The organism is Pseudodesulfovibrio indicus, assembly GCF_001563225.1.
Classification (GTDB): Bacteria; Desulfobacterota; Desulfovibrionia; order Desulfovibrionales; family Desulfovibrionaceae; genus Pseudodesulfovibrio; species Pseudodesulfovibrio indicus.
The window spans coordinates 902,025-926,455 of sequence record NZ_CP014206.1; the positions used below are offsets into that span (position 1 = coordinate 902,025).

General features: G+C 62.2%; 20 protein-coding genes. 16 read left to right on the top strand and 4 right to left on the bottom strand.

Features of this window, described 5'->3' with window-relative positions:
* Complete coding sequence (locus AWY79_RS04185) at positions 1 to 597, bottom strand: tetratricopeptide repeat protein (protein ID WP_066800706.1); 597 nt, start codon at positions 595 to 597, stop codon at positions 1 to 3.
* A 263-nt stretch (positions 598 to 860) separates the two neighbouring features.
* Positions 861 to 2,147 (bottom strand): sulfate adenylyltransferase, encoded by a 1,287-nt coding sequence (sat, locus tag AWY79_RS04190; protein WP_066800708.1) that lies wholly within the window; start codon positions 2,145 to 2,147, stop codon positions 861 to 863.
* Positions 2,148 to 2,758: 611 nt separating this feature from the next.
* Here sat and aprB point away from each other — a divergent pair.
* The 7 genes from aprB to AWY79_RS04230 all read left to right on the top strand — a co-directional run bounded on the left by aprB (position 2,759) and on the right by AWY79_RS04230 (position 12,102).
* The gene (gene aprB / locus AWY79_RS04195; protein ID WP_066800710.1) at positions 2,759 to 3,259 is read left to right on the top strand and encodes an adenylyl-sulfate reductase subunit beta; all 501 of its coding nucleotides are present in this window, start codon (positions 2,759 to 2,761) and stop codon (positions 3,257 to 3,259) included.
* Between the two features lie 65 nt (positions 3,260 to 3,324).
* Positions 3,325 to 5,322 (top strand): adenylyl-sulfate reductase subunit alpha, encoded by a 1,998-nt coding sequence (gene aprA, locus AWY79_RS04200; RefSeq protein WP_066800713.1) that lies wholly within the window; start codon positions 3,325 to 3,327, stop codon positions 5,320 to 5,322.
* 118 nt (positions 5,323 to 5,440) lie between these two features.
* Positions 5,441 to 6,721, top strand: coding sequence for a CoB--CoM heterodisulfide reductase iron-sulfur subunit A family protein (locus AWY79_RS04205; protein WP_257721337.1), 1,281 nt, complete (start codon positions 5,441 to 5,443; stop codon positions 6,719 to 6,721).
* A 3-nt stretch (positions 6,722 to 6,724) separates the two neighbouring features.
* Positions 6,725 to 9,007: a hydrogenase iron-sulfur subunit gene (locus AWY79_RS04210; protein ID WP_066800719.1), complete on the top strand. Its 2,283-nt coding sequence runs from the start codon at positions 6,725 to 6,727 to the stop codon at positions 9,005 to 9,007.
* Between the two features lie 10 nt (positions 9,008 to 9,017).
* Positions 9,018 to 10,289, top strand: coding sequence for a quinone-interacting membrane-bound oxidoreductase complex subunit QmoC (gene qmoC / locus AWY79_RS04215; RefSeq protein WP_066800722.1), 1,272 nt, complete (start codon positions 9,018 to 9,020; stop codon positions 10,287 to 10,289).
* Between the two features lie 51 nt (positions 10,290 to 10,340).
* Positions 10,341 to 10,991 carry a serine--tRNA ligase gene (locus tag AWY79_RS04220; protein ID WP_066800725.1) on the top strand — a complete coding sequence of 217 codons (651 nt, stop codon included), beginning with the start codon at positions 10,341 to 10,343 and terminating at the stop codon, positions 10,989 to 10,991.
* Between the two features lie 682 nt (positions 10,992 to 11,673).
* Complete coding sequence (locus tag AWY79_RS04230; RefSeq protein ID WP_066800730.1) at positions 11,674 to 12,102, top strand: hypothetical protein; 429 nt, start codon at positions 11,674 to 11,676, stop codon at positions 12,100 to 12,102.
* A 278-nt stretch (positions 12,103 to 12,380) separates the two neighbouring features.
* Here AWY79_RS04230 and AWY79_RS04235 read toward each other — a convergent pair whose 3' ends face one another.
* A complete protein-coding gene (locus AWY79_RS04235) occupies positions 12,381 to 13,136 on the bottom strand; it encodes an SDR family oxidoreductase (protein WP_066800733.1) in 756 nt (251 codons plus the stop codon).
* 346 nt (positions 13,137 to 13,482) lie between these two features.
* Between AWY79_RS04235 and AWY79_RS04240 the strand changes: the two genes are divergently transcribed.
* The 5 genes from AWY79_RS04240 (at position 13,483) to AWY79_RS04260 (ending at position 18,595) form a co-directional block, all read left to right on the top strand.
* On the top strand, positions 13,483 to 14,238 hold the full coding sequence (locus AWY79_RS04240) for an ABC transporter ATP-binding protein (protein WP_066800736.1): 756 nt from the start codon (positions 13,483 to 13,485) through the stop codon (positions 14,236 to 14,238).
* A gap of 40 nt (positions 14,239 to 14,278) precedes the next feature.
* Positions 14,279 to 15,430 (top strand): branched-chain amino acid ABC transporter substrate-binding protein, encoded by a 1,152-nt coding sequence (locus AWY79_RS04245; RefSeq protein WP_066800739.1) that lies wholly within the window; start codon positions 14,279 to 14,281, stop codon positions 15,428 to 15,430.
* A 61-nt stretch (positions 15,431 to 15,491) separates the two neighbouring features.
* On the top strand, positions 15,492 to 16,400 hold the full coding sequence (locus tag AWY79_RS04250; RefSeq protein WP_066800742.1) for a branched-chain amino acid ABC transporter permease: 909 nt from the start codon (positions 15,492 to 15,494) through the stop codon (positions 16,398 to 16,400).
* Complete coding sequence (locus tag AWY79_RS04255) at positions 16,381 to 17,571, top strand: ABC transporter permease subunit (protein ID WP_066800745.1); 1,191 nt, start codon at positions 16,381 to 16,383, stop codon at positions 17,569 to 17,571. The genes AWY79_RS04250 and AWY79_RS04255 overlap by 20 nt, the downstream gene beginning before the upstream one ends.
* A gap of 301 nt (positions 17,572 to 17,872) precedes the next feature.
* Positions 17,873 to 18,595 carry an ABC transporter ATP-binding protein gene (locus tag AWY79_RS04260; protein WP_066800748.1) on the top strand — a complete coding sequence of 241 codons (723 nt, stop codon included), beginning with the start codon at positions 17,873 to 17,875 and terminating at the stop codon, positions 18,593 to 18,595.
* Between the two features lie 711 nt (positions 18,596 to 19,306).
* On the opposite strand, the gene AWY79_RS04265 is transcribed toward AWY79_RS04260, so the two are convergent.
* The gene (locus AWY79_RS04265; RefSeq protein ID WP_066800751.1) at positions 19,307 to 19,780 is read right to left on the bottom strand and encodes a hypothetical protein; all 474 of its coding nucleotides are present in this window, start codon (positions 19,778 to 19,780) and stop codon (positions 19,307 to 19,309) included.
* Positions 19,781 to 20,053: 273 nt separating this feature from the next.
* On the opposite strand from AWY79_RS04265, the gene AWY79_RS04270 reads away from it, so the two are divergent.
* The 4 genes from AWY79_RS04270 to serS all read left to right on the top strand — a co-directional run bounded on the left by AWY79_RS04270 (position 20,054) and on the right by serS (position 23,646).
* Positions 20,054 to 20,494, top strand: a complete 441-nt coding sequence (locus AWY79_RS04270) for a universal stress protein (protein WP_066800755.1) — start codon at positions 20,054 to 20,056, stop codon at positions 20,492 to 20,494.
* An 80-nt stretch (positions 20,495 to 20,574) separates the two neighbouring features.
* Positions 20,575 to 21,675, top strand: coding sequence for a histidinol-phosphate transaminase (gene hisC / locus AWY79_RS04275; RefSeq protein ID WP_066800758.1), 1,101 nt, complete (start codon positions 20,575 to 20,577; stop codon positions 21,673 to 21,675).
* On the top strand, positions 21,668 to 22,327 hold the full coding sequence (gene cmk / locus AWY79_RS04280) for a (d)CMP kinase (RefSeq protein ID WP_066800760.1): 660 nt from the start codon (positions 21,668 to 21,670) through the stop codon (positions 22,325 to 22,327). The genes hisC and cmk overlap by 8 nt, the downstream gene beginning before the upstream one ends.
* A 41-nt stretch (positions 22,328 to 22,368) precedes the next feature.
* Entirely contained in the window at positions 22,369 to 23,646 is a 1,278-nt protein-coding gene (gene serS / locus AWY79_RS04285; protein ID WP_066800762.1) for a serine--tRNA ligase, read from the top strand.
* The last annotated feature ends 785 nt before the right edge of the window (positions 23,647 to 24,431 follow it).

The following is a 24,431-nucleotide window of genomic DNA, read 5'->3' on the forward strand; positions in this document are numbered from 1 at the left end:
CTAGTAGGTCGCGGAAGGGATTGTCTCCGTATAAGGTGAGCCCGAAGCGTAGAGGTCCAGCCGTTCTTTCATTTCCTTCGTGATCTCCGGCGGGAATCCGTCCGCCTGTCGAGCCTGATCGACAAGTTTCCGCTGCATGGAGGCGGCCTTATCGAACTGTCCGGCCCGTGCCAGGGCAGCGGCGTAGGTATCCAGTGTCCCCAAATTTGCGGAGAGGGTGCAGGCCTTGCCTGCGAGGGCGAGGGCCCGCTCGCTGTCTCGTACGGACGCGACGGGGCAGGTGGCCAGAATCCAGGCCATGTTACTGTAGGCTTGGAAGTCTTCCGGGTTGGAGTGCGCAGAGGCTTCGTAGTGCTCAAGCGCTTTGCGCCACTGACCCATATCCTGATAGATGACAGCCATGTTGAACAACGCCGAGGCGCGGACCAAAGGGGGCAGCTCGGTTTTCAGGCATTGCTCGTACAGCCCGAGTTCCTTTTCAGCATTTGCATCGGGCATCCCTGACAGCGCCTCGGCCTCCCGGCAGACCTGGGGAATATCCCCGGCGGTGGCCCAGCAGGGCAACAACAGCGTCAGGCATAAAATCAGTATTTTCATTGTATTCTCGGCGGAGGTTGAGTTGTTGTATAGATTGAATGATAGCCGTCTGGACAATCGGCCGCAACACTTCCCTACCTCCTGAAATGAGGAAGCAGGCCTTTCCTTTCATCCTCCCTCCCCAGGGAGCGCCTTCGGGGACGCGGCCCCCGAGCTGCCTCTGTGCACAGGCCCGCTCTCCCGCGCCGCCGCTCGGCCAACGAAAAGGGGAGGTTGCCTGAGCAACCTCCCCTTGAATGGTCAGCGGAAACCGACCGGCGGACTTACTTCATGTCCTGACCGGAAGCGGCTTTCTGCATCTTGACTTCGACCTTCTCGGTCAGACCGGCGTAGTAGCCGCGGAGGATCTCGAGGACTTCGTCACGACCGAAGTGGTCGACGACTTCAGCGCCCTCGGACAGAGCCTTGCGCAGCTTGGTGCCGGACAGGATGACGCGGTCTTCCTTGGTGTGCGGGCAGGTGCGCATGGAGGCCATGCCGTCGCACTTGTAGCAGTAGAAGGTCCAGTCGATGTTCATCGGCTGGCACAGGAGGGCCTTGCCGGGCTCGGCGGAGCAGCCGTCCTGGTAGGGGATTTTCTTGAAGATTTCCTGAGCTTCGAACAGGCCGTAGAAGTCGCCGACGCCGGCGTGGTCACGGCCGATGAGCATGTTGTTGATGCCGTAGTTCTGGCGGAAGGTGGCGTGGATCAGGCCTTCGCGGGGACCGGCATAACGCATGTCGAGGGGGTAACCGGCGTTGATGACGTTCTCGGGCACGAAGTAGTTGTCGATCAGGGTCTGGATGCACTTGATGCGGACGTCGCCCGGGATGTCGCCCGGCTTCAGGTTACCGATCAGGGAGTGGATCACGACGCCGTCGCAGACTTCCACGGCGATCTTGGCCAGGAATTCGTGGGAGCGGTGCATGGGGTTGCGGAGCTGCAGAGCGGCAACCTTGGACCAGCCGCGCTTCTCCATCTCTTCGCGGATCTGGGCGGGGGTCAGGTAGACGCCCGGGAAACGCTTGGCGTAGTCGCCCTCGGACAGGACCTTGACCGGGCCGGCCAGGTTGTACTTGCCCTGGGCCATGACCATCTGGACGCCCGGGTGATCTTCCATGGCGACTTCCCAGAATTTGTCATCGGCGGAATCTTCGCCCTCGCCCTTGTAGACGAGCTCGCATTCCCACTTCTTGTCGGCCTCGGTCATCTCGTACTTTTCTTCGACCTTCATGGTGGCGTAAACGATGCCGTCCTTGGCCTTCAGAGCGACTTCGTCGCCGACCTTGACGTCTTCATCGTTGGTGTCCAGGGTGATGGGGATGGGCCAGAAGGTGCCATCGGCCATCAGGAACTTCTCGCAAACGCCGGCCCAGTCGGCCTTGCCCATGAAGCCGTTCAGCGGAGAGAAACCGCCGATGCCCATCATGATCAGGTCGCCCTTGGCGCGATCGGAGATGTCGAGGGTCTTCAGGCCAGCGGCCTTTTTGGTTTCAGCTTCGAGCTCGGCGCCTTTGAGCAGGCAGCAAACGAGACCTTTTCCACCGTGAGGTGCTACGAGGTTAGACATGTAAGCCTCCTAAATGTTTTGTCAGTGATTCCATTGCCTTAATTCATGGCGAGCCTAGTCAGCCACTTGAAAAACCATGATTGTCTCCCAATTATAGGGTCCGCCTTTAATGTCCGTTTGTGAAAGTCGTGTCAAGCGCTTTTTTCCGACGACTGCGCAACAGTTTGGACCGCGTTGCCGTTGGGGGCGGAGGGTAGATTTTATCCTGAAAAAGTCTAGAGAATCGGGCCATTTGCACATATCAATTCACTAATTTTTTCAATGAGTTGGCATACCCTTCCATTACAACATAAATAAATGAAAAAAGGCTTGCATTTAATTGCTCGTTTACCATAAGAACTTTAGGAGTTTTACTGGGCGTATATTCGGTGCCGGAAATGCCGATTTTCGGCGAAAAGCCGCCATTTCACGGCGGTTTCGCGGCAAAAGGCCCAAAACTCCCGCCCAGGGGGGATGATACGCGCTTGTTAAAAAATTCACTTTCACGTTGACAAGGGTGTTTCGTCTTGCTAATTCCCAACTTCCACCCGCGCTAAACGGGTGAGGATTTTTGTTTAGGTAGAGGATGTCGGTTATTGTGAATAATAAAACCCTATTTAGGAGGAGAAGTTATGCCGACCTTTGTTAACCCGGAAAAATGTGACGGCTGCAAGGGTGGCGAAAAGACCGCTTGCATGTACATTTGCCCCAACGATCTGATGATCCTGGATCCGGCCGAAATGCGCGCCTACAACCAGGAACCGTCCGCCTGCTGGGAATGTTACTCTTGCGTGAAGATTTGCCCCCAGGGCGCTATTGAAGCCCGTCCGTACGCCGACTTCGCCCCCATGGGTGGTACCTCCATCCCGATGCGTTCCGCTGAGGACATCATGTGGACCATCAAATTCCGTAATGGCAGCGTGAAGCGTTTCAAGTTCCCCATCCGCACCACCGCTGAAGGTTCCATCAAGCCCTTCGACGGCAAGCCCGAACCCGGCGATCTGGACTCCGAGCTCCTGTTCACCGAGTCCGAGCTGGTCGCTCCCAAGGCTACCGCCATGGAAGAGGCGTCCGTCACCGACGCCGACCTGAAGAAAGAGTGGAAGATGGAAGACTACGCCTCCCTGGTCTAGTACCAGCCGGCGTAACCTTGTCTGTTTAGACTACTTGAATCACGTAAAATACTAGGAGAAATATTATGCCTCTGCTTCCCATCAAAGAAGCTTCCAAGGGTGTTGCTCTCGCCGAGCCGGAAATCATCGAAAAAACCGTTGATATCCTCATGGTCGGCGGCGGCATGGGTAACTGCGGTGCCGCTTTCGAAGCCGTGCGTTGGGCCGACAAGGTCGATCCTTCCATCAAGATCGAACTCTGCGACAAGGCCGCTCTGGAGCGCTCCGGCGCTGTTGCCCAGGGTCTGTCCGCCATCAACACCTACTGCGGTGACAACGATGTCGACGACTACGTCCGCATGGTCCGCACCGACCTCATGGGCATCGTCCGCGAAGACCTGATCTTCGACCTGGGCCGCCACGTTGATGATTCCGTCCACCTCTTCGAAGAATGGGGCCTCCCCGTTTGGGTCAAGAAAGACGGCAAGAACCTCGACGGCGCCAAGGCCAAGGCCGAAGGCCTCGCCATCCGCAACGGCGCTGCTCCGGTCCGCTCCGGCCGCTGGCAGATCATGATCAACGGTGAGTCCTACAAGTGCATCGTTGCTGAAGCCGCCAAGAACGCCCTGGGTGAAGACCGCTACGTCGAGCGCGTGTTCATCGTCAAGATGCTCCTGGATGCCAACGAGCCCAACCGCATCGCCGGTGCCGTCGGCTTCTCCACCCGTGAGAACAAAGTCTACGTCTACAAGTGCAACGCTGCCGTTGTCGCTTGTGGTGGTGCCGTTAACGTGTACCGTCCCCGCTCCACTGGTGAGGGCATGGGCCGCGCCTGGTACCCCGTTTGGAACGCTGGTTCCACCTACACCATGGTTGCCCAGGTTGGCGGCGAAATGACCATGATGGAAAACCGCTTCGTCCCGGCCCGCTTCAAAGACGGTTACGGCCCGGTCGGCGCCTGGTTCCTCCTGTTCAAGGCCAAAGCCACCAACTACAAGGGTGAGGACTACTGCGAGACCAACCGCGCCATGCTGAAGCCTTACGAGGATCGCGGCTACGCCAAGGGTCACATCATCCCCACCTGCCTGCGTAACCACATGATGCTCCGTGAAATGCGTGAAGGCCGCGGCCCGATCTTCATGGACACCAAGACCGCCCTGCTGTCCACCGTCAACGGCGACCTGTCCGGTCCCGAGTGGAAGCACCTCGAGTCCGAGGCTTGGGAAGACTTCCTCGACATGTGCGTCGGCCAGGCCAACCTGTGGGCCGCCACCAACTGCGCTCCCGAGGATCGCGGTTCCGAGATCATGCCCACCGAGCCTTACCTCCTGGGTTCCCACTCCGGTTGCTGCGGCATCTGGGTTTCCGGTCCGGACGAGCCCTGGGTCCCCGAGTCCTACAAGGTCAAAGCCGACAACGGCAAGGTCTACAACCGTATGACCACCGTTAACGGCCTGTGGACCTGCGCTGACGGCGTCGGCGCTTCCGGCCACAAGTTCTCCTCCGGTTCCCACGCTGAAGGCCGCATCGTCGGCAAGCAGATGGTCCGTTGGGTTGTCGACCACAAGGACTTCACCCCGACCCTGAAGGAAAACGCTGCCGACCTGGCCAAGGAAATCTACCAGCCCTGGTACACCTACGAGGCCAACAAGGGTGGTTCCACCGATCCCGTCGTGAACCCCGCCTACATCACCCCGCACAACTTCATGATGCGCCTCATCAAGTGCACCGATGAATACGGCGGCGGCGTCGGCACCCTGTACATGACCTCCAAGGCTCTGCTGAACACCGGCTTCTGGCTGCTCGGCATGATGGAAGAAGATTCCCACAAGCTCGCCGCTCGTGACCTGCACGAACTGATGCGCTGCTGGGAACAGTTCCACCGCCTGTGGACCGTCCGCCTGCACATGCAGCACATCGAGTTCCGCGAGGAATCCCGTTACCCGGGCTTCTACTACCGCGGCGACTTCATGGGCCTGGACGACTCCAAGTGGAAGTGCTTCGTTAACTCCAAGTACGATCCCGCCACTGGCGTGACCACCATCTTCAAGAAGCCCTACGTCAAGATCATCCCCGACGCCTAAGCTTAGGTAATGATCACCCCGTGTCCGCGGGCCCCCGGCCCGCGGACACTTTCAAATTTCCGGGGCTAAAATGGTCTGAATCCGGGCCGGGAACGGGCTCCCGGTCCGGGTTTAGGCCATTTTTTGGCTTGAGCCTCAACTTTATTCGGGAGGAGTTAAGAGAATGTCGAATAACAGTATTCTCGTCGTAGGCGGGGGATTCGCAGGAATCACCGCCGCCCTCGAAGCCGCCGAAGTCGGCTACGAGGTGTACATCGTTGAAACCAATCCCTACCTCGGTGGACGGGTTGCACAGCTGAATCAGTATTTTCCCAAGCTGTGTCCCCCTTCCTGCGGTCTGGAGATTCAGTTCCAGCGCATCAAAAACAACCCCAAAGTCAAAGTCATCACCATGGCTGACGTCGCGTCCGTGTCCGGTTCCGCCGGCAACTACGACGTGAAGATCACCCAGCGTCCCCGTTACGTGAACGAGCGGTGTACCGCCTGCGGCGAATGCGAGAAGGCCACCTCCACCAAGGTCACTTCCGAGTTCGATTTCGGCACCGGCACCCGCGGTCTGGCCTACAAGACCCATCCGTTCATGTTCCCCATGCGCTATGTGGTGGACGCCGAAAACGCGTCCGAGACCGAACTGGCCGCCATCAAGAACGCCTGTCCGTACGACGCGGTCGTCACCGACGACGCGCCCAAGACCATCGACCTGGCCGTCGGCGCCATCGTCGTGGCCACCGGCTGGAAGCCCTATGATGCATCGAATCTGACCAACCTCGGCGGGGGCAAGCTGAAGAACGTGGTCACCAACATGCAGTTCGAGCGTCTGTGCGCCCCCAACGGCCCCACCGGCGGCAAGATCCAGCGTCCTTCCGACGGCGCCGAGCCCAAGAAGATCGCCTTTGTCCAGTGTGCCGGGTCCCGCGACCAGAACCACCTGAACTACTGTTCCTACATCTGCTGCATGGCCTCGCTCAAGCATGTCCGCTACGTCCGGGAACGTTCCGACGCCAGCGCAACGATCTACTACATCGATCTGCGCACCCCCGGCCGCTACGACAAGTTCAAGTCCATCACCGAGGCTGACGACAAGCTCAGCCTGGTCAAGGGCAAGGTCGCCGGCATCGTCGAAGACGCCGCAGGCAACCCGATCGTCACCGTGGAAAACGCGCTCACCGGCATCAAGACCGACGAGAAATACGACCTGGTCGTCCTGGCCACCGGCATGCAGCCCAGCTGCGCAGGCCTGCAGGCCCCGGCCGGTTCCATCGACGCTGACGGTTTCGTCATTGACGGCGAAGGCATCATCGCCGCCGGTTGCGCCAAGCAGCCCCTTGACGTCATGAAGACCGCCCAGTCCGGCACCGCTGCCGCGATGAAGGCGATTCAAACCGTGGTAGGGAGGTAACAAATGGCTGAAAAGCTTGGAGTATATATCTGTGGAGGCTGCGACATCGGGGCCAATCTCGATGTCGACGCGCTGGCGGCGTTCACTGCCAACGGCAAACACTCCTCCGTCGTTGCCGTGGCCAAGTCCAACCCGGTGCTCTGCAGCCCGGAAGGCAAGGCCATGATCGAGGCCGATATCGCTGAACAGGGCCTGGACGGCGTGGTTTGCTGCGCCTGTTCCCCCCGCGCCAAGTGGGACGTCTTCAAGTTCGGCGACAAAGTCCAGGTGGAACGCGTGTCCCTGCGCGAGCAGTGCGTGTGGTCCTACCAGGAAGATCCCCAATTCCCTGGCCAGATGGAAGTCATCGCCAAGGATTACTGCAACATGGGAATCATCAAGCTGGCCAACAGCCGGATTCCCGCGCCGGAACTGCCCGACGCCTTCAAGACCATCCTGGTCGTGGGCGGCGGCTTCACCGGCCTGAACGCGGCGCTCAACGCCGCCAGCCTCGGCTACCCGGTCATCCTGGTTGAAAAGGCCGACACCCTGGGCGGCAAGGCTGCCACCATGTACAAGTCCTTCCCGCTGGGCGCTCCCTTCTCGGACCGCGAGCAGGAAATCAACATCAAGGACCTGATCGCCAAGGTCGAGGCCAACGACAAGATCAAGGTCATCACCGGCGCGACCATCGAGTCCCTGGCCGGCGCTCCGGCCCAGTACAAGGCCACCGTGGCTGGCGAGGTCTACGAGATCGGCGCCGTGGTCATGGCCACCGGCTGGGTTCCCGGCAAGACCAAGTTCCTGGCCCCGCTGGGTTACGGGACCATCAAGAACGTGGTCACCGCCGCAGAGTTCGAGGCCATGGCCGCCAACGGCGGCATCAAGACCGCCGACGGCAAGACCCCGTCCTCCGTGGCCTTCATCGTCGACACCTCCCTGCTCATGAAGGGCGTGAAGTACGGCGCCTGCGGCGAAGCCTGCGAGGCTCCCGAGGACATGCCGTGCAAGGAAGATGACGAGTCCGAATGCGCCGAAGCGTGCGAGACCTTCCAGTACGCCGACAAGGAATCCGCCAAGCACCTGGCCTACTCCTCCGAGCTGACCTCCCTGGTCGCCCTGAAGCAGGCCAACTACGTGCGCGAGCTGGCTCCCGACGCCGTGGCCTACGTGATCTACGATCACATGATGGTCCCGGGCATCAACGAGAAGTACTACCAGGCCGCCCAGGACGATCCGGGCGTCATGCTGACCAAGGGCACCGTCACCGGCGTGTCCGAGGCCGGTTCCGCCGTGGTCGTCAAGGCCAAGAACACCCTGCTCGGTGCCGACGTCGAGCTGATCGCCGACATGGTCGTGGTCCCCACCGCCATCGTCCCGACCACCGCCGCCAACCCGACCATGAACTTCGTCTACCGCCAGGGCCCGGCCTTCCCGGATCTGGAGCTGTTCGACGGGTTTGCCGATTCCAACTACATCTGCTTCCCGTATGAAACCCGCCGCACGGGCGTCTACGCCGCCGGTTGCGTGCGTCAGCCCATGGGTCTCGGCCTCGCCGCCGAAGACGCCGCCGGTGCCGCCCTCAAGGCGATCCAGTGCATCGAGTCCGCCAACCGCGGCATGGCCGTGCATCCCCGCTCCGGCGACCTGAGCTTCCCCGAGTTCAACTTCATGCGCTGCACCCAGTGCAAGCGCTGCACCGAGGAATGCCCGTTCGGCGCCCTGGACGACGACGAGAAGGGAACGCCGCTGCCGAACCCGACCCGCTGCCGCCGCTGCGGTACCTGCATGGGTGCCTGCCCGGAGCGCGTCATCAGCTTCGCCAACTACGGCATCAGCCAGATCGGCCAGGCCATCAAGGAAGTGAAGGTTCCCGACACCCTGGACGCCGGCGGTCCCCGCATCATCGTCCTGTGCTGCGAAAACGACGCCTACCCGGCCCTGGACATGGCTGCCATGCGCGGCAAGTCCTGGTCCCCGTATGTCCGCTTCCTGCCGGTGCGCTGCCTCGGCTCGGTCAACGCCATCTGGGTTGCCGACGCCATGTCCAAGGGCGTTGACGGCGTGATGATGCTCGGCTGCAAGTACGGCGACGACTACCAGTGCCACTTCGTCAAGGGTTCCGAGCTGTGCAACCGCCGCAAGGAAAACATCGCGGAGTCCCTGGGACGCCTCGGTGTCGAGCCCGAACGCGTCGAGCAGTACGAGGTCTCCATCGACATGTACGACAAGGTGCCGGCCATGATCGATGAGTTCGTCGAGAACATCACCACCAACTTCGGCCCCAACCCGTTCAAGGGTTACTAGGAGGTACGGCATGTCTAATACCGTCAAGGTACAACCGGACCTTAAGTTCGTTAAAGAGTTGCAGGCCGTGGGCGGCGACTCCCTGAAGAAGTGCTACCAGTGCGCCACCTGCTCGGTGGTCTGTCCGCTGTCCCCGGCCGACAGCCCGTACCCCCGCAAGGAGATGGTCTGGGCCCAGTGGGGTCTCAAGGACCGCCTGGTCAACGATATCGACATCTGGCTGTGCCACAACTGCGGCACCTGCTCCAACCTGTGCCCCCGCGGCGCCAAGCCGGGCGACCTGCTGTCCGCCCTGCGCAACATGGCCTACCGCAACCTGGCTCCGCTGCCGATCATCGGCAAGCTGATGTCCAGCTCCAGCGGCATGCTGCCCCTGGCCGCCATTCCGGCGATCATCTACGGCATCATCTGGGTCATCATGGCCGGCGTCACCGGTTCCGCCTTCCCGACCTTCGAGTTCGACCACGCCACCCATGCGTGGAAGGCCGTTGAGGACGGCGTGATCGCCTTCGGCGGCCTGTTCCCCGGCGACTACACCATCGACCCGATCTTCGGTGCGGTCTTCCTGTTCATGCTCTGGGGCTTCTACGCGGGCGTCCGGAACATGCTCAAGGCGTTCGATGCGCAGCCCAAGACCTTCATCGTGGGCCGCAAGGACGAACCCTGCTTCATCTCCTGCCTGATCGACACGGTTAAGTACGAGATCCTGCAGCACACCCAGTTCAACGACTGCAACGACGAAGACGCGGACGAGCTGGACGCCAAGCGCGCCGGCGGGCACAAGATGCTCATGTACGCCTTCATCTGCCTGATGATCGTCACCGGCGTGGTGGCCACCGGCCACTGGGGCGGCTGGTTCCTGCGCAAGATCGGCGTCGAAGGGTTGGGCAACATCGTGTCCGCCATCGGCCACACCCCCATGCCGCTGTGGTCCCCGGTCAAGCTCCTCGCCTACGTGGGCGCGGGCCTGGGCATCTACGGCCTCATGGCGCTGACCAAGCGCCGCGTGAACCTCGATCAGGCCAAGCAGTCCTCCAGCTGGTACGACTGGTACCTGCTGACCCTTATCTGGACCATCTTCCTGACCGGCGTCGGCGCCCTGGTGTTCCGTGTCCTGGGCGTGGCCGTGCTGGCCTACCCCGTGTACTACGTGCACCTGATCGGCGTGTTCATGCTGCTCGCATACCTGCCGTGGTCCAAGCTGGGCCACCTGGTTTACCGTACCGTGGCCCTGTCCTACGCCAAGAAGATTGGCCGCATCCCCATGGGCGCCGACAAATAGTCGCCTGGGTGAACATACAAAACGAAGCTTACTTAGTTAAGGAGGCATCAAATGGCTGAAGCTAAGGTTTTCCCCATGAACGCTTTCGTGTCTGTGCTGCGCGGCGAAGCCGCCGACCAGACTCAGCTCGATATGCTGGCTTACATCACCCAGGCTGAAACTCTGGACGCGGACGTCGCCCCCGTGGCGCAGGCCCTGTCCAAAGCCTGGATCTACGAACAGGAACCCGGCCTGACCGCCTATGCCGAAGGCGACATCGCCAAGCTCGGCAGCCAGGTGAAGATCGAGGCCCTGCCCGAGGGCGAGGCCGCTCGCGCCCAGGCCGTGCTGAACATCCTGGCCGCCCTGAAGGCGGACAATGCCGCCCTCAAGGCCCAGGTCGAGAAGCTCGAGGCTGAGAAAAAGGAACTGGCCGCCAAGATCGGCCCCATGGAAGCCAAGATCAAGACCATCGACGCCCAGAACGCTGCGGGCGAGCAGAAGGTCACCGTGGCCTCCACCAAACTCGACGAAATGACCAAGAAGCTGAACGACCTGATGGCCGAAGTGGAAAAGGTCAAGAGCCAGGGCGTGGTCGTCGCTGGCGTGGCCGGCGCTGCCGGTGACGCGGGCGCTGCCGCTCCGTCCGACGGCCCGGTCGTCGGCGGCGAGCCCGAGCCCGACTTCGGTCTGGGTGGCGACGCCTTCGGTGGCGACTGGTAGTCCCGGTCCATCCGACGCAAAAACAAGGCCCCGCGCAAATGCGCGGGGCCTTTTTTTGCGTCTCGCCCCGGGAGCGTCGGCTTGAGATAGCGGGCCATCTGCGAATTTGCGCATCATGCGTCGGCTTGCGATAGCGGGCCATCTGCGAATTTTTCGAGGGGGCTTTGATCCTCACGTACCGGGCGTACGCTGCGGTCAAAGCCCCCCTCGAAAAATCCACATCTGACCCCCTCTCCCAAGCCTCGGTACGGCGAGAGCCGCTGTTTGAGGGGTTTGCCCTCAAAGGTGCTCCAGGGGGCGGAGCTGGATGGGGTGGGAGCGGGCTCGGTATTAGAGAGTTGCTGTTTGAGGGCTTTGCCCTCAAAGGCGCTCCAGGGGGGGGAGAGAGTGCTGTTTGGGGGCTTGGTCCCCGTGGGCGGTTTCCGGGGCGGGGAGGGGGAGGGAGTGTTATATTTTCAGTTGGTTGAAGGGGAGGTGGGCAAGGATGTTCCTGGATTGATTTTTGCTAAGCACAACATAAAGAAATATATGCCTAGGAGCGATTATGAACATTTCAACTGACTTACTCGATTCGCCTATTGGGTTTGACAAGCTGGTCAGTCGGCCCCGGGTTGGATCCGATGAGGGCAAGGGCAATCCCTCCGGTCTGGTTACCGAGAAGGAGAAACAGCAGGAGGACTCGGTGGCCGGCGGGTTCTCCATCCCCAATGAGATGACCGAGGAGGAGCGGGCGCGGGTGGAAAGCCTCAAGGCCCTGGCCCAGCAGATAGCCTCTCAGGCCGACGGGTCCCTCGACGCCACCCAGGCCGCCCGGATCAAGGACATCCAGAAGGAGATCGGCAAGATCACCAAGATGCCCATGGGCGAAAACCTGCTGGAGAGCGCCAAGCGGCAGGCCCAGGCCAACCGGCTCGAAAAGGAACTTCAAGGCGGAAACGAGGACGATGCCGCCGCCGCGTCGGTGGACGATGCGATGTCCGCCGAAGAGAACGACCCCCTGGGCCTTGCCGGGCAACCCGGCAAGCAGATGCTGCACCAGAAGGCGTTCGTCACCTCGGTGCGGACCGCAGGCCCGGGCCTGTCCGCATCCAGTCTCAAGAGCCGCGCGTAACCCGGTCCGTCACCGCTCACACCTTTGACGACCGAAAAAAAGCCCCTCCCGACACGGAGGGGCTTTCTGCGTTCGCCGCCTGCCGAAGCCCCCTCTAAGCTACCCGAGGGAAACGATGCCGGCCGGTCGGTCGCCAGTACGTGAAATGCTGCCTGCTCATCCCCGGACCGAAGGAGGCGGTCCGCTCCCGCCGAAGGCGGCACCACGAAGTTCTGAAGGGGGAGTCCAGAGGGGGAAGCTCTTTCAAGAGCTTTCCCCTCTGGCCGCCGGAGTCCTTCCTACTTGTCGCGGGAGATGGCGAAGGGGGCGAAGGCTTGCTGGACGGGCATGACTTCGAGGGAGTTGATATTGACGTGGGCGGGCAGGTTGGTGGTCCAGAACACGCATTCGGCGATGTCGTCGGCGGTGATCGGATCGGTGCCTTCGTAGACCTTGTCCGCAGCGGCCTTGTCGCCTTTGAACCGGACCACGGAGAACTCGGTCTCGCACAGGCCGGGTTCGATGTTGGTGACGCGGATCTTGGTGCCGAGCAGGTCGGCGCGCAGGTTCTTGGAGAAGTGGTTCACGAACGCCTTGGTGCCGCCGTAGCAGTTGCCGCCCGGGTAGGGGTAGGTCCCGGCCACGGAGCCGAGGTTGACGACGTGGCCCGTGTTGCGCTCGACCATGGAGGGCAGCACGGCGCGGGTCATGTAGGTCAGCCCCTTGATGTTGGTGTCGATCATGGTCTCCCAGTCGTCGAGGCTGCACGCCTGGGCCGGTTCCAGCCCGAGGGCGAGGCCCGCGTTGTTGACCAGGACGTCGATCTTGGCGAACTCGCCCGGCAGGGTCTTGATGGCCTGGGCGCACTGTTCCCGGTCGCGCACGTCGAAGCGCAGGGTGTGCACCTTGGCCGGGGCCAGGGCGGCCTTGAGTTCCTGGAGTCGCTCCTCGCGACGTCCGGTGATGACGAGATTCCAGCCCTCTGCCGCGAAGCGGCGGGCCATGGCCTGGCCGAATCCGGCGGTTGCGCCGGTGATCAATATGGTCTTGGACATGCGATGCTCCTTTATGTCTTGGTTCAGGGGTACATCAGGACGGGGCCGAAGAAAAGGGGCGACCTTCAGGGCGGGTATCGGGCCGGAAGACGCGTAATTCACAATAAAAACCGTTTTTAGCCGCGTTTTTTCCGCGTGCCGTAGAATAAAATTCTAGCTTTTTTCAATTTTGCCAAATATTCGCCTGATTATCCAGAAATACGGCGAGTATTAGACTTTTTTCGCCAAATGGGGTAAGAAGTATCGTCCAATCACAAAAGGGTCGTCATTTCAGGGGATTGATCGACGGAGAAAAGAGCAGTCCCCTTGTCCTGGCGGACGGTTTCTACTATTTAACTAGGTAATTATGGCAAATCTCATTCTTGACGACATCTGTGTCCGTTTCGGCGGGCTGCAGGCCCTGACCGATGTGGCCTTCACCGTGTCCGAAGGCGAGGTCGTGGGGCTGATCGGCCCCAACGGCGCGGGCAAGACCACCGTCTTCAACGTCATTACCGGCGTGTACAAGGCCTCCAGCGGCTCGGTGTCCTACGACGGCACCCGGATCACCGGGCTGCGTCCCTATCAGGTCCTTTCCATGGGCATCGCCCGGACCTTCCAGAACATCCGCCTCTTCCAGAACATGACCGCGCTCGAGAACTGCATGGTCGCCCAGCACAGCCGCTCCAAGTGCGGCGTGGTCGGCGCGGTGCTGCGCAGCCCGGGCCAGCGGCGCGAGGAAGAGCGGATCACCGAGAATTCCATGAAGGCGTTGGAGTTCATGGGGCTGGGCAGACGGGCCGACGAGGTCGCCTCCAACATGCCCTACGGCCATCAGCGGCGGCTCGAGATCGCCCGCGCCCTGGCCAGCGAGCCGCACACCATCCTGCTCGACGAGCCCGCCGCGGGCCTGAACCCCGCCGAATCCAAGGAGCTGATGGAGTCCATCGGCCGGATTACCGGGCTGGGCATCAACGTGCTCATGGTCGAGCACGACATGAAGGTCGTCATGGGCATCTGCAACCGCATCGTCGTTCTTGATCACGGTGTAATGATCGCCGAAGGGCTTCCGGAGGACATCCAGAAGAATCCCGAGGTGATTGAGGCATATTTGGGCCAGTAAAGAGAGGCTGGCTGAACCGCAACTAATGGAGAGAGTGTTTATGAAACGTTTACTGGTACTCGCAGTGGCTCTGCTCGCTCTGGGTCTGCTCCTTGCGGGCTGCGGCGGCGAAGAGAAGAAAGCCGAGCAGGTCCTCAAGATCGGCACCATGTCCCCGCTGACCGGCCCCTACGCCGCGGACGGCAACGACATCCGCCAGGGTGCCGAGATCGCCGTGGAAGTGTTCACCGAAGCCGGCGGAATGCCCGGTTTCTCCAAGATCGAAGTGTTCTCCGAAGACACCGCCTGCGATCCGAAGCAGGCCGTTGCCGCAGCCAACAAGCTGATCAACGAGAAGGTCACCGCCGTTGTCGGCGCGTACTGCTCCAGCTCCACCATCCCCGCCTCCGAGACCCTGGCCGAGGAAAACATCATCATGCTGACCCCGGCGTCCACCAACCCGAAGGTCACCGAGCGCGGCCTGCCCTACATGTTCCGCACCTGCGGTCGTGACGACCACCAGGCCCCGGCCGCCGTCAAGTTCATGAAGGACGTCGAAGGCGTGAAGACCATCTTCATCGTCGACGACAAGACCACCTACTCCCAGGGTCTGGCCGAAGGCGTGGCCGCCGCTGCCGCCGCCGCAGGCATCCAGGTTCTGGAGCACGACCACGTCAACCAGGGCGACAAGGACTACTCCGCCGTGCTGACCAAGGTCAAAGCCGCCAACCCCGACCTGTTCTACATCTCCCTGCAGAACTCCGCCACCGGCGCGCTCATGGTCATCCAGGCCAAGCGCATGGGCATCGACGCCATCCTGATGGGTCAGGACGCCGTGTACCATCCGAAACTCATGGAGATCGCCAAGGCTGACGCCGAGGGCATGTACTGCACCTTCGGCGCCATCGACAAGGACGCCCCCAAGTTCAAGGAGTTCCTGAGCAAGTACCAGGCCAAGACCGGCAACGAGCCCGGCGCCTACTCCGCCTACGCCTTTGACTCCGCCACCGCGTACCTGATGGCCGCCAAGGCCGCTGGCACCACCGACCCGGCCAAGGTCCGCGAAGAGATGCTGAAGCTCGACTTCACCGGCGCGTCCAAGCAGATCAAGTACGAGGAGAACGGCGATTCCGGCTCCAACTACACCGTCTACAAGGTCCAGGACGGCAAGTTCGTGCCCTACTGGAATTCCCTGACCGGCGAAAAGTACTAAGACGCAACACGACTAACCCACCGGGGCCCCGCCTGAGCGGGGCCCCGGGTACTGGAACCACATGGATTTCGACTTTTTCTTCCAACAGCTGATCAACGGCATCACGCTCGGGGGCGTCTACGCCCTCATCGCCCTGGGCTACACCATGGTCTACGGCATCATTCAGCTCATCAACTTCGCCCACGGCGAGTTCTTTGCCGCGGGCGGGTACATGGGCGTGATCCTGATCTCCTATCTGGCGTCCCAGGGGTTGCATCCCTATGCCTGCCTGGCCATTTCCCTGGTCCTGTCCATGGCCTACTGCGCCCTGCTGGCCATGGCCGTTGAACAGCTCGCCTACAAGCCGCTCCGCCAGGCCTCGCGCCTCGCCGCGCTGCTGTCCGCGCTGGGCATGTCCATCTTCCTGCAGAACGGGCTGATGCTCACCCAGGGCGTGTACGACCGGGCCTATCCCACCGAGATCACCTCCGGCGGGTTCGAGATCGGGGCCGTGTCCGTCTCCTACATGCAAATTTTCATCGTCGCCCTGACCGCCGCGCTGCTGGTCGGCCTGAACATCCTGGTCTTCCGCACCCGGATAGGCCGCGCCATGCGCGCCACGGCCCAGGACAAGGTCATGTCCGCCCTGGTCGGCATCAACTCCAACCGGATCATCGCCATCACCTTTGCCGTGGGTGCCGGGTTGGCCGCCGCCGCAGGCATCATGGTCGGCCTCTACTACGGGTCGGTCAACTACACCATGGGGTTCGTGCCCGGCATCAAGGCGTTCGCCGCCGCCGTGCTCGGCGGCATCGGGAACATCACCGGCGCGCTCGTCGGCGGCCTGATCATCGGCATGGTCGAAATCTTCGCCGCAGGCTACATCTCCGGCGAGTACAAGGACGTGTTCGCCTTCATCATCCTGATCGGCGTCCTCTATTTCAAACCGACAGGCATCATGGGAGAGAACGTTGACGATACGCGAGTCTAAACGGTTGTGGCTGGCCTGCGGGGTCGGCCTCGCATGGTTCCTCCTGCTGCTGTGGCCCATGCTCGGCATCAAGCCCACCGGCCTGGAGTTCGGCCAGACCTTCACGGTCTTCGGCTACGTGGCCGTAGCCGCGGTGTTCATCATGTTCTTCTACCAGGTCAAGGAGGCGGGCTACCTCGACTCCGTGGGCACGCCCCTCAAAAACGCCACCGGCATCGTCGGCAAGGTCTACGAGAAGACCCCCAGGTGGCTGCTGCTGTCCATCGTCTTCGCCGCGGCCGTGACCTATCCCCTGGTCACCGGGCGCTACGCCCACGACGTGGCCATCAGCGTCCTCATCTACGTCTGCCTCGGCCTGGGGCTCAACGTGGTCATCGGCCTGGCCGGGTTGCTCGACCTCGGCTACATCGCCTTTTACGGCGTGGGTGCCTACACCTACGCGCTCATGAGCCTGCACTTCGGCATCTCCTTCTGGCTCTGCCTGCCCATCGCCGCGTTCGTCGCGGCCATCGCGGGCTGCATCATCGGCTATCCCACGCTGCGCATGCGCGGCGACTACCTGGCCATCGTCACCCTGGGCTTCGGCGAGATCGTGCGGCTCATCCTGAACAACTGGATGTCCCTGACCAACGGGCCCAACGGCATCCTGTCCATCCCCAGGCCGGAATTGTTCGGCTACGATTTCCGCTCCCTGTCGAGCATGTATTACATCATCCTGGGCATCGCCATGGTCACCATCCTGGCGGTCTACCGGCTCAACTATTCGCGCATCGGCCGCGCCTGGGAAGCCATCCGAGAGGACGAGACCGCCGCCGAACTCATGGGCGTGAACACCTTCCTGCTCAAGCTCCTGGCCTATGCCATGGGAGCGACCTTCGCCGGATTCGCCGGGGCGTTCTTCGCCGCGCGCATGAAGTTCGTGGGGCCGGAATCCTTCACCTTCCTGGAGTCCGCCATGGTCCTGGCCATGGTCATCCTCGGCGGCATGGGGTCCATCCCCGGCGTCATCCTCGGCGTGCTCGCCCTGGTGGCCCTGCCCGAGTTGTTCCGCGAGTTCGAGATGTACCGCATGCTCGTGTTCGGCGGGGCCATGACCCTGATGATGCTCGTCCGGCCCGCAGGCATCTGGCCCGCCAAGCGGGTGGGCCGCCGCTCCGAGGAAGCCGACTAGTTTATTCAAGACATCCGGGGGAAACCTCCTTCAAGAGGTTTCCCCCGGACCCCGTTCCAGAACTTTTTGGCGCGCCGCCGGGGAGGATGGGGGATGAGCGGATACGACCTGGCGGCGTGATGGGGCAGACAACAAATCGGCCCCGAACCTGAAATACCGACAACCACCCCGCCCCTTGCGCGAAGCGCACCCAAAAAGTTTGGGAAGGGAGAGGAGATGGGGGTCCGGGGGAAGGGGAGAGGGAAACCCTTTCCAAAGGGTTTCCCTCTCCCCTTCCCCCGGCCGCCGGAGGCACGAATACATGGCAGAGAAGACACCTATTCTGGAGATGAGGAACGTGGTTTCGGCCTATGGCCGCATCCAGGCGTTGAAGGGCATTTCGCTGAAGGTCTACGACGGCGAGATCGTGTCCATCATCGGCGCCAACGGCGCGGGCAAGTCCACCACGCTGATGACCATCTGCAACATCGTCAAGGCGGTGCAGGGCGACATCCTGTACCGGGGCGAGCGCATCAACAACGTGAACTCGGACATCCTGCCGACCATGGGGTTGTGCCAGGTGCCGGAGGGCCGCCGCATCTTTCCCCGGTTGACCGTGCTCGAAAACCTCGACATGGGGGCGTTCTTCCGCACCGATGCCGGGGGCGTGAAGGACGACGTGGAGCGGGTGTTCGACCTGTTCCCCAAGCTGCGCGAGCGGCGCAAGCAGCTGGGCGGCACCCTGTCCGGCGGCGAGCAGCAGATGCTGGCCATGGCCCGCGCGCTCATGAGCCGGCCCAAGGTGCTGCTCCTGGACGAGCCGTCCATGGGGTTGGCCCCGCTGCTGGTGAAGCAGATCTTCGACATCGTGAAGATGATCAACGAGCAGGGCGTGACCGTGGTGCTGGTCGAGCAGAATGCGAATCTGGCCTTGCAGGCGGCTTCCAGGGGGTACGTGCTGGAGACCGGGAACGTGGTCATGGAGGATGACGCAAAGAAGCTGCTGGCGAATCCGGATATTCGGAAGGCTTACTTGGGTGAGTAGGCGGGTATATTTTTGAGCGCTGTAAAGGCCCCGGGAGGAAGACTTCCGGGGCTTTTTTTGTCCATGGAGAGAAGAGGAGAGGAGAGCCGTCGCTGGCGCTCCTCCAGGTTTTTTGCAGCCCTCCCGGCGGGGTTCTTTCTTCCCAGGGCGAAAGAAAGAACCAAAGAATCGCCCCGGGGGGGGCATCCCCGCCCGAGTTTGGCCGCTGAGAATCCGATCCGCTCGTGGCTGCTCCATCCGATCAAAAGTAGAGTGCCGGAGTCCACGGGAACGCACCTGTTATGGAATACCTCCGGGCCACGGGAGCGGAGCCGCCGCCCCTTCGCGGTCGGCTTCTAGGCGTCCAGAACAAGGCTCGCTCCCTGCTGCCTGACGGTACGAAGGCCGAAGGAAGAGGGCCTTTGGGCGGGACTTCGGGGTAGGAGAGCCGCTGTTTGAGGCTTTGCCTCAAAGACGTTCCAGAAGAGGGCCTTCGGACGGGTTGGCGGGGTGTGAAAGCCGCTGTTTGGGGCTGCGCCCCAAAGGTGCTCCAAGGGGGAATGTGGTTGGCGGACCCCGCCGAAGGGGGCGCTAAAGAGTTTGGGAGGGGGGTCCAGGGGGGAACCCTTTGCAAAGGGTTTCCCCCTGGCCGCCGGAGGCTTCAAAAACCGGCGGCCCGGATCGGGGGTGCGATCCGGGCCGGGGAAATGGGGGCGTTCGGGGCGGGGTCGGTTAGACGTAGTCGCCCCGGTTGAACTTGAACTGTTCGGCAGCGGTCAGGGTTTCCAGTTCTTCGACGATGGACTGGAGTCCGGGGTGGGTGGAGCCGAGGTCGGGTTGTTCCGCCTTGATGGCGGCGACCTCGCCCGCGATCTCGTCGAGGGTTCCGTAAGCGGACTTGAGTCCGGCCTGGGGGTCGGCGAGGGTGGCGGCGTAGCTGTCCCACTTGTCGAGGATGGATTCCACCTGCCCGGCAACCTGCTCACCGGTGTCGGCGGCGGGCTGGACCTGGGCAACCGCTCCGGCGGCGATCAGGGGATTCACGATCTGAGGCGGCGCTACGTACTGCGGACTCGCAGCCGATTCTCCCCGCGCCACTTCCTGATTGAGAAGATCCCCGAAGGCCTGGTCGGTCTGCTTCGCCGCGCCTTTGCGCTGCGATTGTTCCGGCTGAACGCCCTCGATCTGATCAGGACGGATCTTCATGATTCTACTCCTATCCTGTGGTTTGGTAGAGAAAATGCAAAGACCTTGCCAAAGGTCGTACATTGACAACCGTTTGTAAATGCTTATTCTTTTGTCACAAGAGGGCGGAAAATTCTGCCGCGTCCCAGGACGCGCCGCCCGGCCTGCCGTAAACTGTAATGGAGAAGAAAAGAGTTGTCTATTGGGGGCCGGCAAGGCATATGTAGTGTACGGTGAGAACCAATTCCCCGACCGTTTTTCGGGGGTTCGACAATACAGCAAGGAGGAGAATCCATGGCTGACATCAAGAAGATTCTGTGCGCGGTTGATTTTTCGGACTACAGTCCCATGGTCGCCGACTACGCCAACATGATGGCCAAGTGCTCCGCTGCCAAGGTGACGGTGCTCTACGTGGCTCCGTCGCTGAGCCAGTACGTGGGCTTCCACGTGCCGCCCAGCTCCATCGAGAGCTTCGTGGGCGAGATCGTCACCGGCGCGGAAGACACCATGAGCGCCTTTGTGAAGGAAAACTTCAACGATCTCAATGTGGATGGTAAGGTCGTCACCGGCTATCCGGCCGAGGAGATCCTGGCCATCTGCGAGGCCGAGGGTTGCGACATGATCGTCATGGGCACCCACGGCCGCAAGGGCATCGACCGTATCCTGTTCGGCTCCGTGGCCGAGAAGGTGGTCAAGAGCTCCAAGGTGCCCGTGCTGACGGTCCGTCCGAGTTAGTTTCCTTTACTGGAAAGCCCAAAGCATATAAAGGAACGGTCTCGGCCGTTCCTTTTATTTTATCGAGTGAGAGAAAGCGTATGAGAGAGATCAGCGTCCGTCCGGAGATACTGGACTTCGCCCCGTATGTGCCGGGCCTGACCATCGAGCAGATCCAGCGCCAGTATGGTTTGACCACGGTCATCAAGCTGGCCAGCAACGAGAACCCGCTGGGGGCTTCCCCTCTGGTGCAAAAGGCCATCGAGCGCAACGCGGCGCGTGCCTTCCGCTATCCGGAGAACCATTCGCCCATGCTGGTCAAGGCCATCGCCGCCAACGCGGGCGTGCCCGAGGATTGCGTGCTGGTGGGCAACGGGTCGGACGAGATCATCGACATGCTGTTTCGGATGAAGGGCATCCCCGGCAAATCCAACGTGGTCTGCTACGAGCACAGCTTCGCCATGTACCGCATGTGCGCCAAGCTGTGCGGGCTGGAGTACCGCGAAGTCCCGCGCGGGCCGGAGCTGGAGCTGCCGCTGGACGCCATGGCCGAGGCCGCGGACGAGAACACCGCCATGGTCATCGTCACCAGCCCGGACAACCCCTCGGGACTGGCCGCCGGGGTCGAGGACCTGAGCGTGCTGGCGGGCGTGCTGCCCAAGGACTGTTTGCTGGTGGTCGACGAGGCGTACATCGAGTTCGCCTGGCCGCCGGAGTCCTATTCGCCGGTGCAGGCCTTCGACAAGTTCGAGAACCTGGTCTGCCTGCGCACCTTTTCCAAGGCCTACGGGCTGGCCGGGCTGCGGCTGGGCTACGGCATCCTGCCTCCCAAGCTCGCCGCGCTGCTGAAGAACGCGCGCATCCCGTTCACGGTCAATCTGCTGGCCGAGGAGGCCGGCCTGGCCGCCCTGGAGGACGAGGTCTTCTTCAACGAGACCTTGAGCGTGGTCATGCGCGGCCGGGAGCTGTTCCTGACCGAGCTGCCCAAACTCGGCTGCAAGGTCTGGCCGAGCCAGTCCAACTTCGTCATGTTCGAGCCGCCCAAGCCCGCCCAAAGCGTGTTCAAGGCGCTGCTCGAGAAGGGCATCATCGTCCGCCCGCTGGCCAGCTTCGGTCTGGGCAGCTGCATCCGCGTCAACGTGGGCACGGACGCGGAGAACCGGATTTTCCTCGACACCCTGAGGGAGATCCTCAATGGGTAAACGGCTGATCGTGACCATCGACGGCCCGGCCGGGGTGGGCAAGTCCACCATGGCCAAGCGGCTGGCGCGGTTCCTCGCCATCCCGTACCTGGACACCGGGGCCATGTTCCGCTCCGTGGCCTGGAAGCTGGGCCAGGGGGCCTGGGAATGGCCGGAAGCGGACATCGAGAAGGCGCTCTCCGGCGTGGAGTACGCGCTTTCGGGCGTGGGCGAGGAGTCGGTCCTGGCCCTGAACGGCGTGCCCATCGGGGACGAGATCCGCACCGAGCAGGTCGGTATGTGGGCGTCCAACGTGGCCACCCTGCCCGTGGTCCGCACCTTTCTGAAGAAGGCCCAGCAGCGGCTGGGCGAGAAGTTTTCCCTGGTGGCCGAGGGCCGCGATATGGGCACCGTGATCTTTCCCGACGCGCCGCACAAGTTCTTCCTGGACGCATCGGTCGAGGAGCGCGCCCACCGGCGGTTCCTGCAGCTTGAGGCGATGGGCAAGCCCGCCGACCTCAAGGAACTGGAAGCCCAGATCGCGGCGCGCGACCACCAGGACCGCAACCGGGCCGTGGCGCCGCTCAAGCCTGCAGCGGACGCGGTCGTCATCGACACCACCGAGATGGACAGGGAGCAGGTCCTGGCCGCCTTGAAAGAAGCCGTTGCCTAGGATACACCCGGTATCGAAGCCAACGAGGAGATATCGTTACCATGCTTGATCTCAAATTGATGCAGAAGGACCCGGAGCTTGTCCGGAAAAGCCTCGAAAAACGCAATTCCAAGATAGACGTGCGGGAGTTCACCGACCTGGACGAGCGGCGCAAGGCCCTCATCGGCGAGGTTGAAGCCCTGAAGGCCGAGAAGAACGCGGTCGGCCCGGAGATCGCCAAGCGCAAGAAGGCTGGCGAGGACGCCTCGGACCTGCTCGAAAAGATGGGCAAGGTGGCCGAGCGGACCAAGGAGCTCGACAAGGAGTTGGTCGAGGTCGAGAAGGCCGAGCACGAGTGGATGATGACCGTGCCCAACATCCCCAGCGAGTCCGTGCCCTACGGCAAGGGCGAGGAGGACAACCCGGTCCTGCGCTACTGGGGCGAGAAGCCGGTGCTGGATTTCGAGCCCAAGGAGCACTGGGAGATCGGGACCGCGCTCGGCGGCCTGGACTTCGAGTGCGCGGCCAAGCTGGCGGGCGCGCGGTTTTCCATCAGCTTCGGCTGGTGCGCGCGGCTGGAACGCGCCCTGGCGCAGTTCATGCTGGACACCCAGACCGGCAGCCACGGCTATACCGAGGTCCTGCCCCCGTTCATCGTCAACCGCAAGGCCATGACCGGCACGGGCCAGCTGCCCAAGTTCGAGGAAGACCTGTTCAAGCTCACCGACGAGCGTGACTTGTTCCTCATCCCCACGGCCGAGGTGCCGCTGACCAACGTCTACGCCGACGAGGTCATCCCGGAGGAGAAGCTGCCCATCAAGTTCTGCGCCCAGACCCCGTGCTTCCGCTCCGAGGCCGGTTCCTACGGCAAGGACACCAAGGGGCTGATCCGCCAGCACCAGTTCTACAAGGTGGAGATGGTCAACTTCGCCCACCCGGACCACTCCTACGAGGCCCTGGAGGACATGACCCGCTCGGCCGAGCGCATCCTGGAGCTGCTCGGCCTGCACTACCGGACCATTGTCCTGTGCAGCGGCGACATAGGCTTCAGCGCGGCCAAGACCTACGACATCGAGGTCTGGCTGCCCGGCCAGGGCAAGTACCGCGAGATTTCCTCCTGCTCCAACTGCGAGGATTTCCAGGCTCGGCGCGCCAACATCCGGTTCCAGGCCAAGGACTCCAAGAAGAAGCCGTTCGTCCACACCCTGAACGGCTCCGGCCTGGCCGTGGGCCGCTGCCTGGTGGCCGTGCTGGAGAATTACCAGCAGGCCGACGGCTCCCTGGTCATTCCCGAGGTGTTGCGCCCCTACATGGGGGGGGTTGAGGTTGTGAAGCCCTAACGGGCGGTTTTTTGAAGACGCCAAAGGGCCGGAAGCGGATGCTTCCCGGCCCTTTTTCTTTTGGGGATGGAAGGGGGAAGAGGGAGATGCGCGGTGGTGGCTTCCGCGCGTCCGCGTCTGGGGTTTTGCCTGTCGCGGGAGACCGTTTTGCGCTTTTACAGCGCCTTACTTTTTGGCTTGCGCCCCAAAAAGTAAGCAAAAAGTGCGCTTGCGGTGCGGCGGCGCGAAAACAGTGGCCAAGAGCCTGTAAGCGCCTTTCGCTGCCCTGACGGCATGTCTGCCGAGGCAGACTCAGTCGGGCTGCGCTTCGGCGCTTGAAACAGGCTCTAGGCCCCGGTTTCCGAATGACCGCTCTCCGGGCCGGGCCCGTCCGAGCGTGGGAGGGATGGCGGAAGAGGGAGGAGCGCGTGAGGTTTGTCCGCGCATCCGCGTCTGATGTACCCCTGTCGCGATGAGTCGTTTTGCGCTTTTACAGCGCCTTACTTTTTGGCTTGCGCCCCAAAAAGTAAGCAAAAAGTGCGCTCGCGGTGCGGCGGCGCGAAAACAGTGGCCAAGAGCCTGTAAGCGCCTCCCGCTGCCCTGACGGCATGTCTGCCGGGGCAGACTCAGTCGGGCTGTGCTTCGGCGCTTGAAACAGGCTCTAGGCCCCGGTTTCCGAATGACCGCTCTTCGGGCCGGGATTGTCCGAGCGTGGGAGGGATGGCTGAAGAGGGAGGAGCGCGGTGGGTTTGGGCCGCGCGTCCGCGTCTGGGGTTTTTCCTGTTGTGGGAGACCGTTTTGCGCTT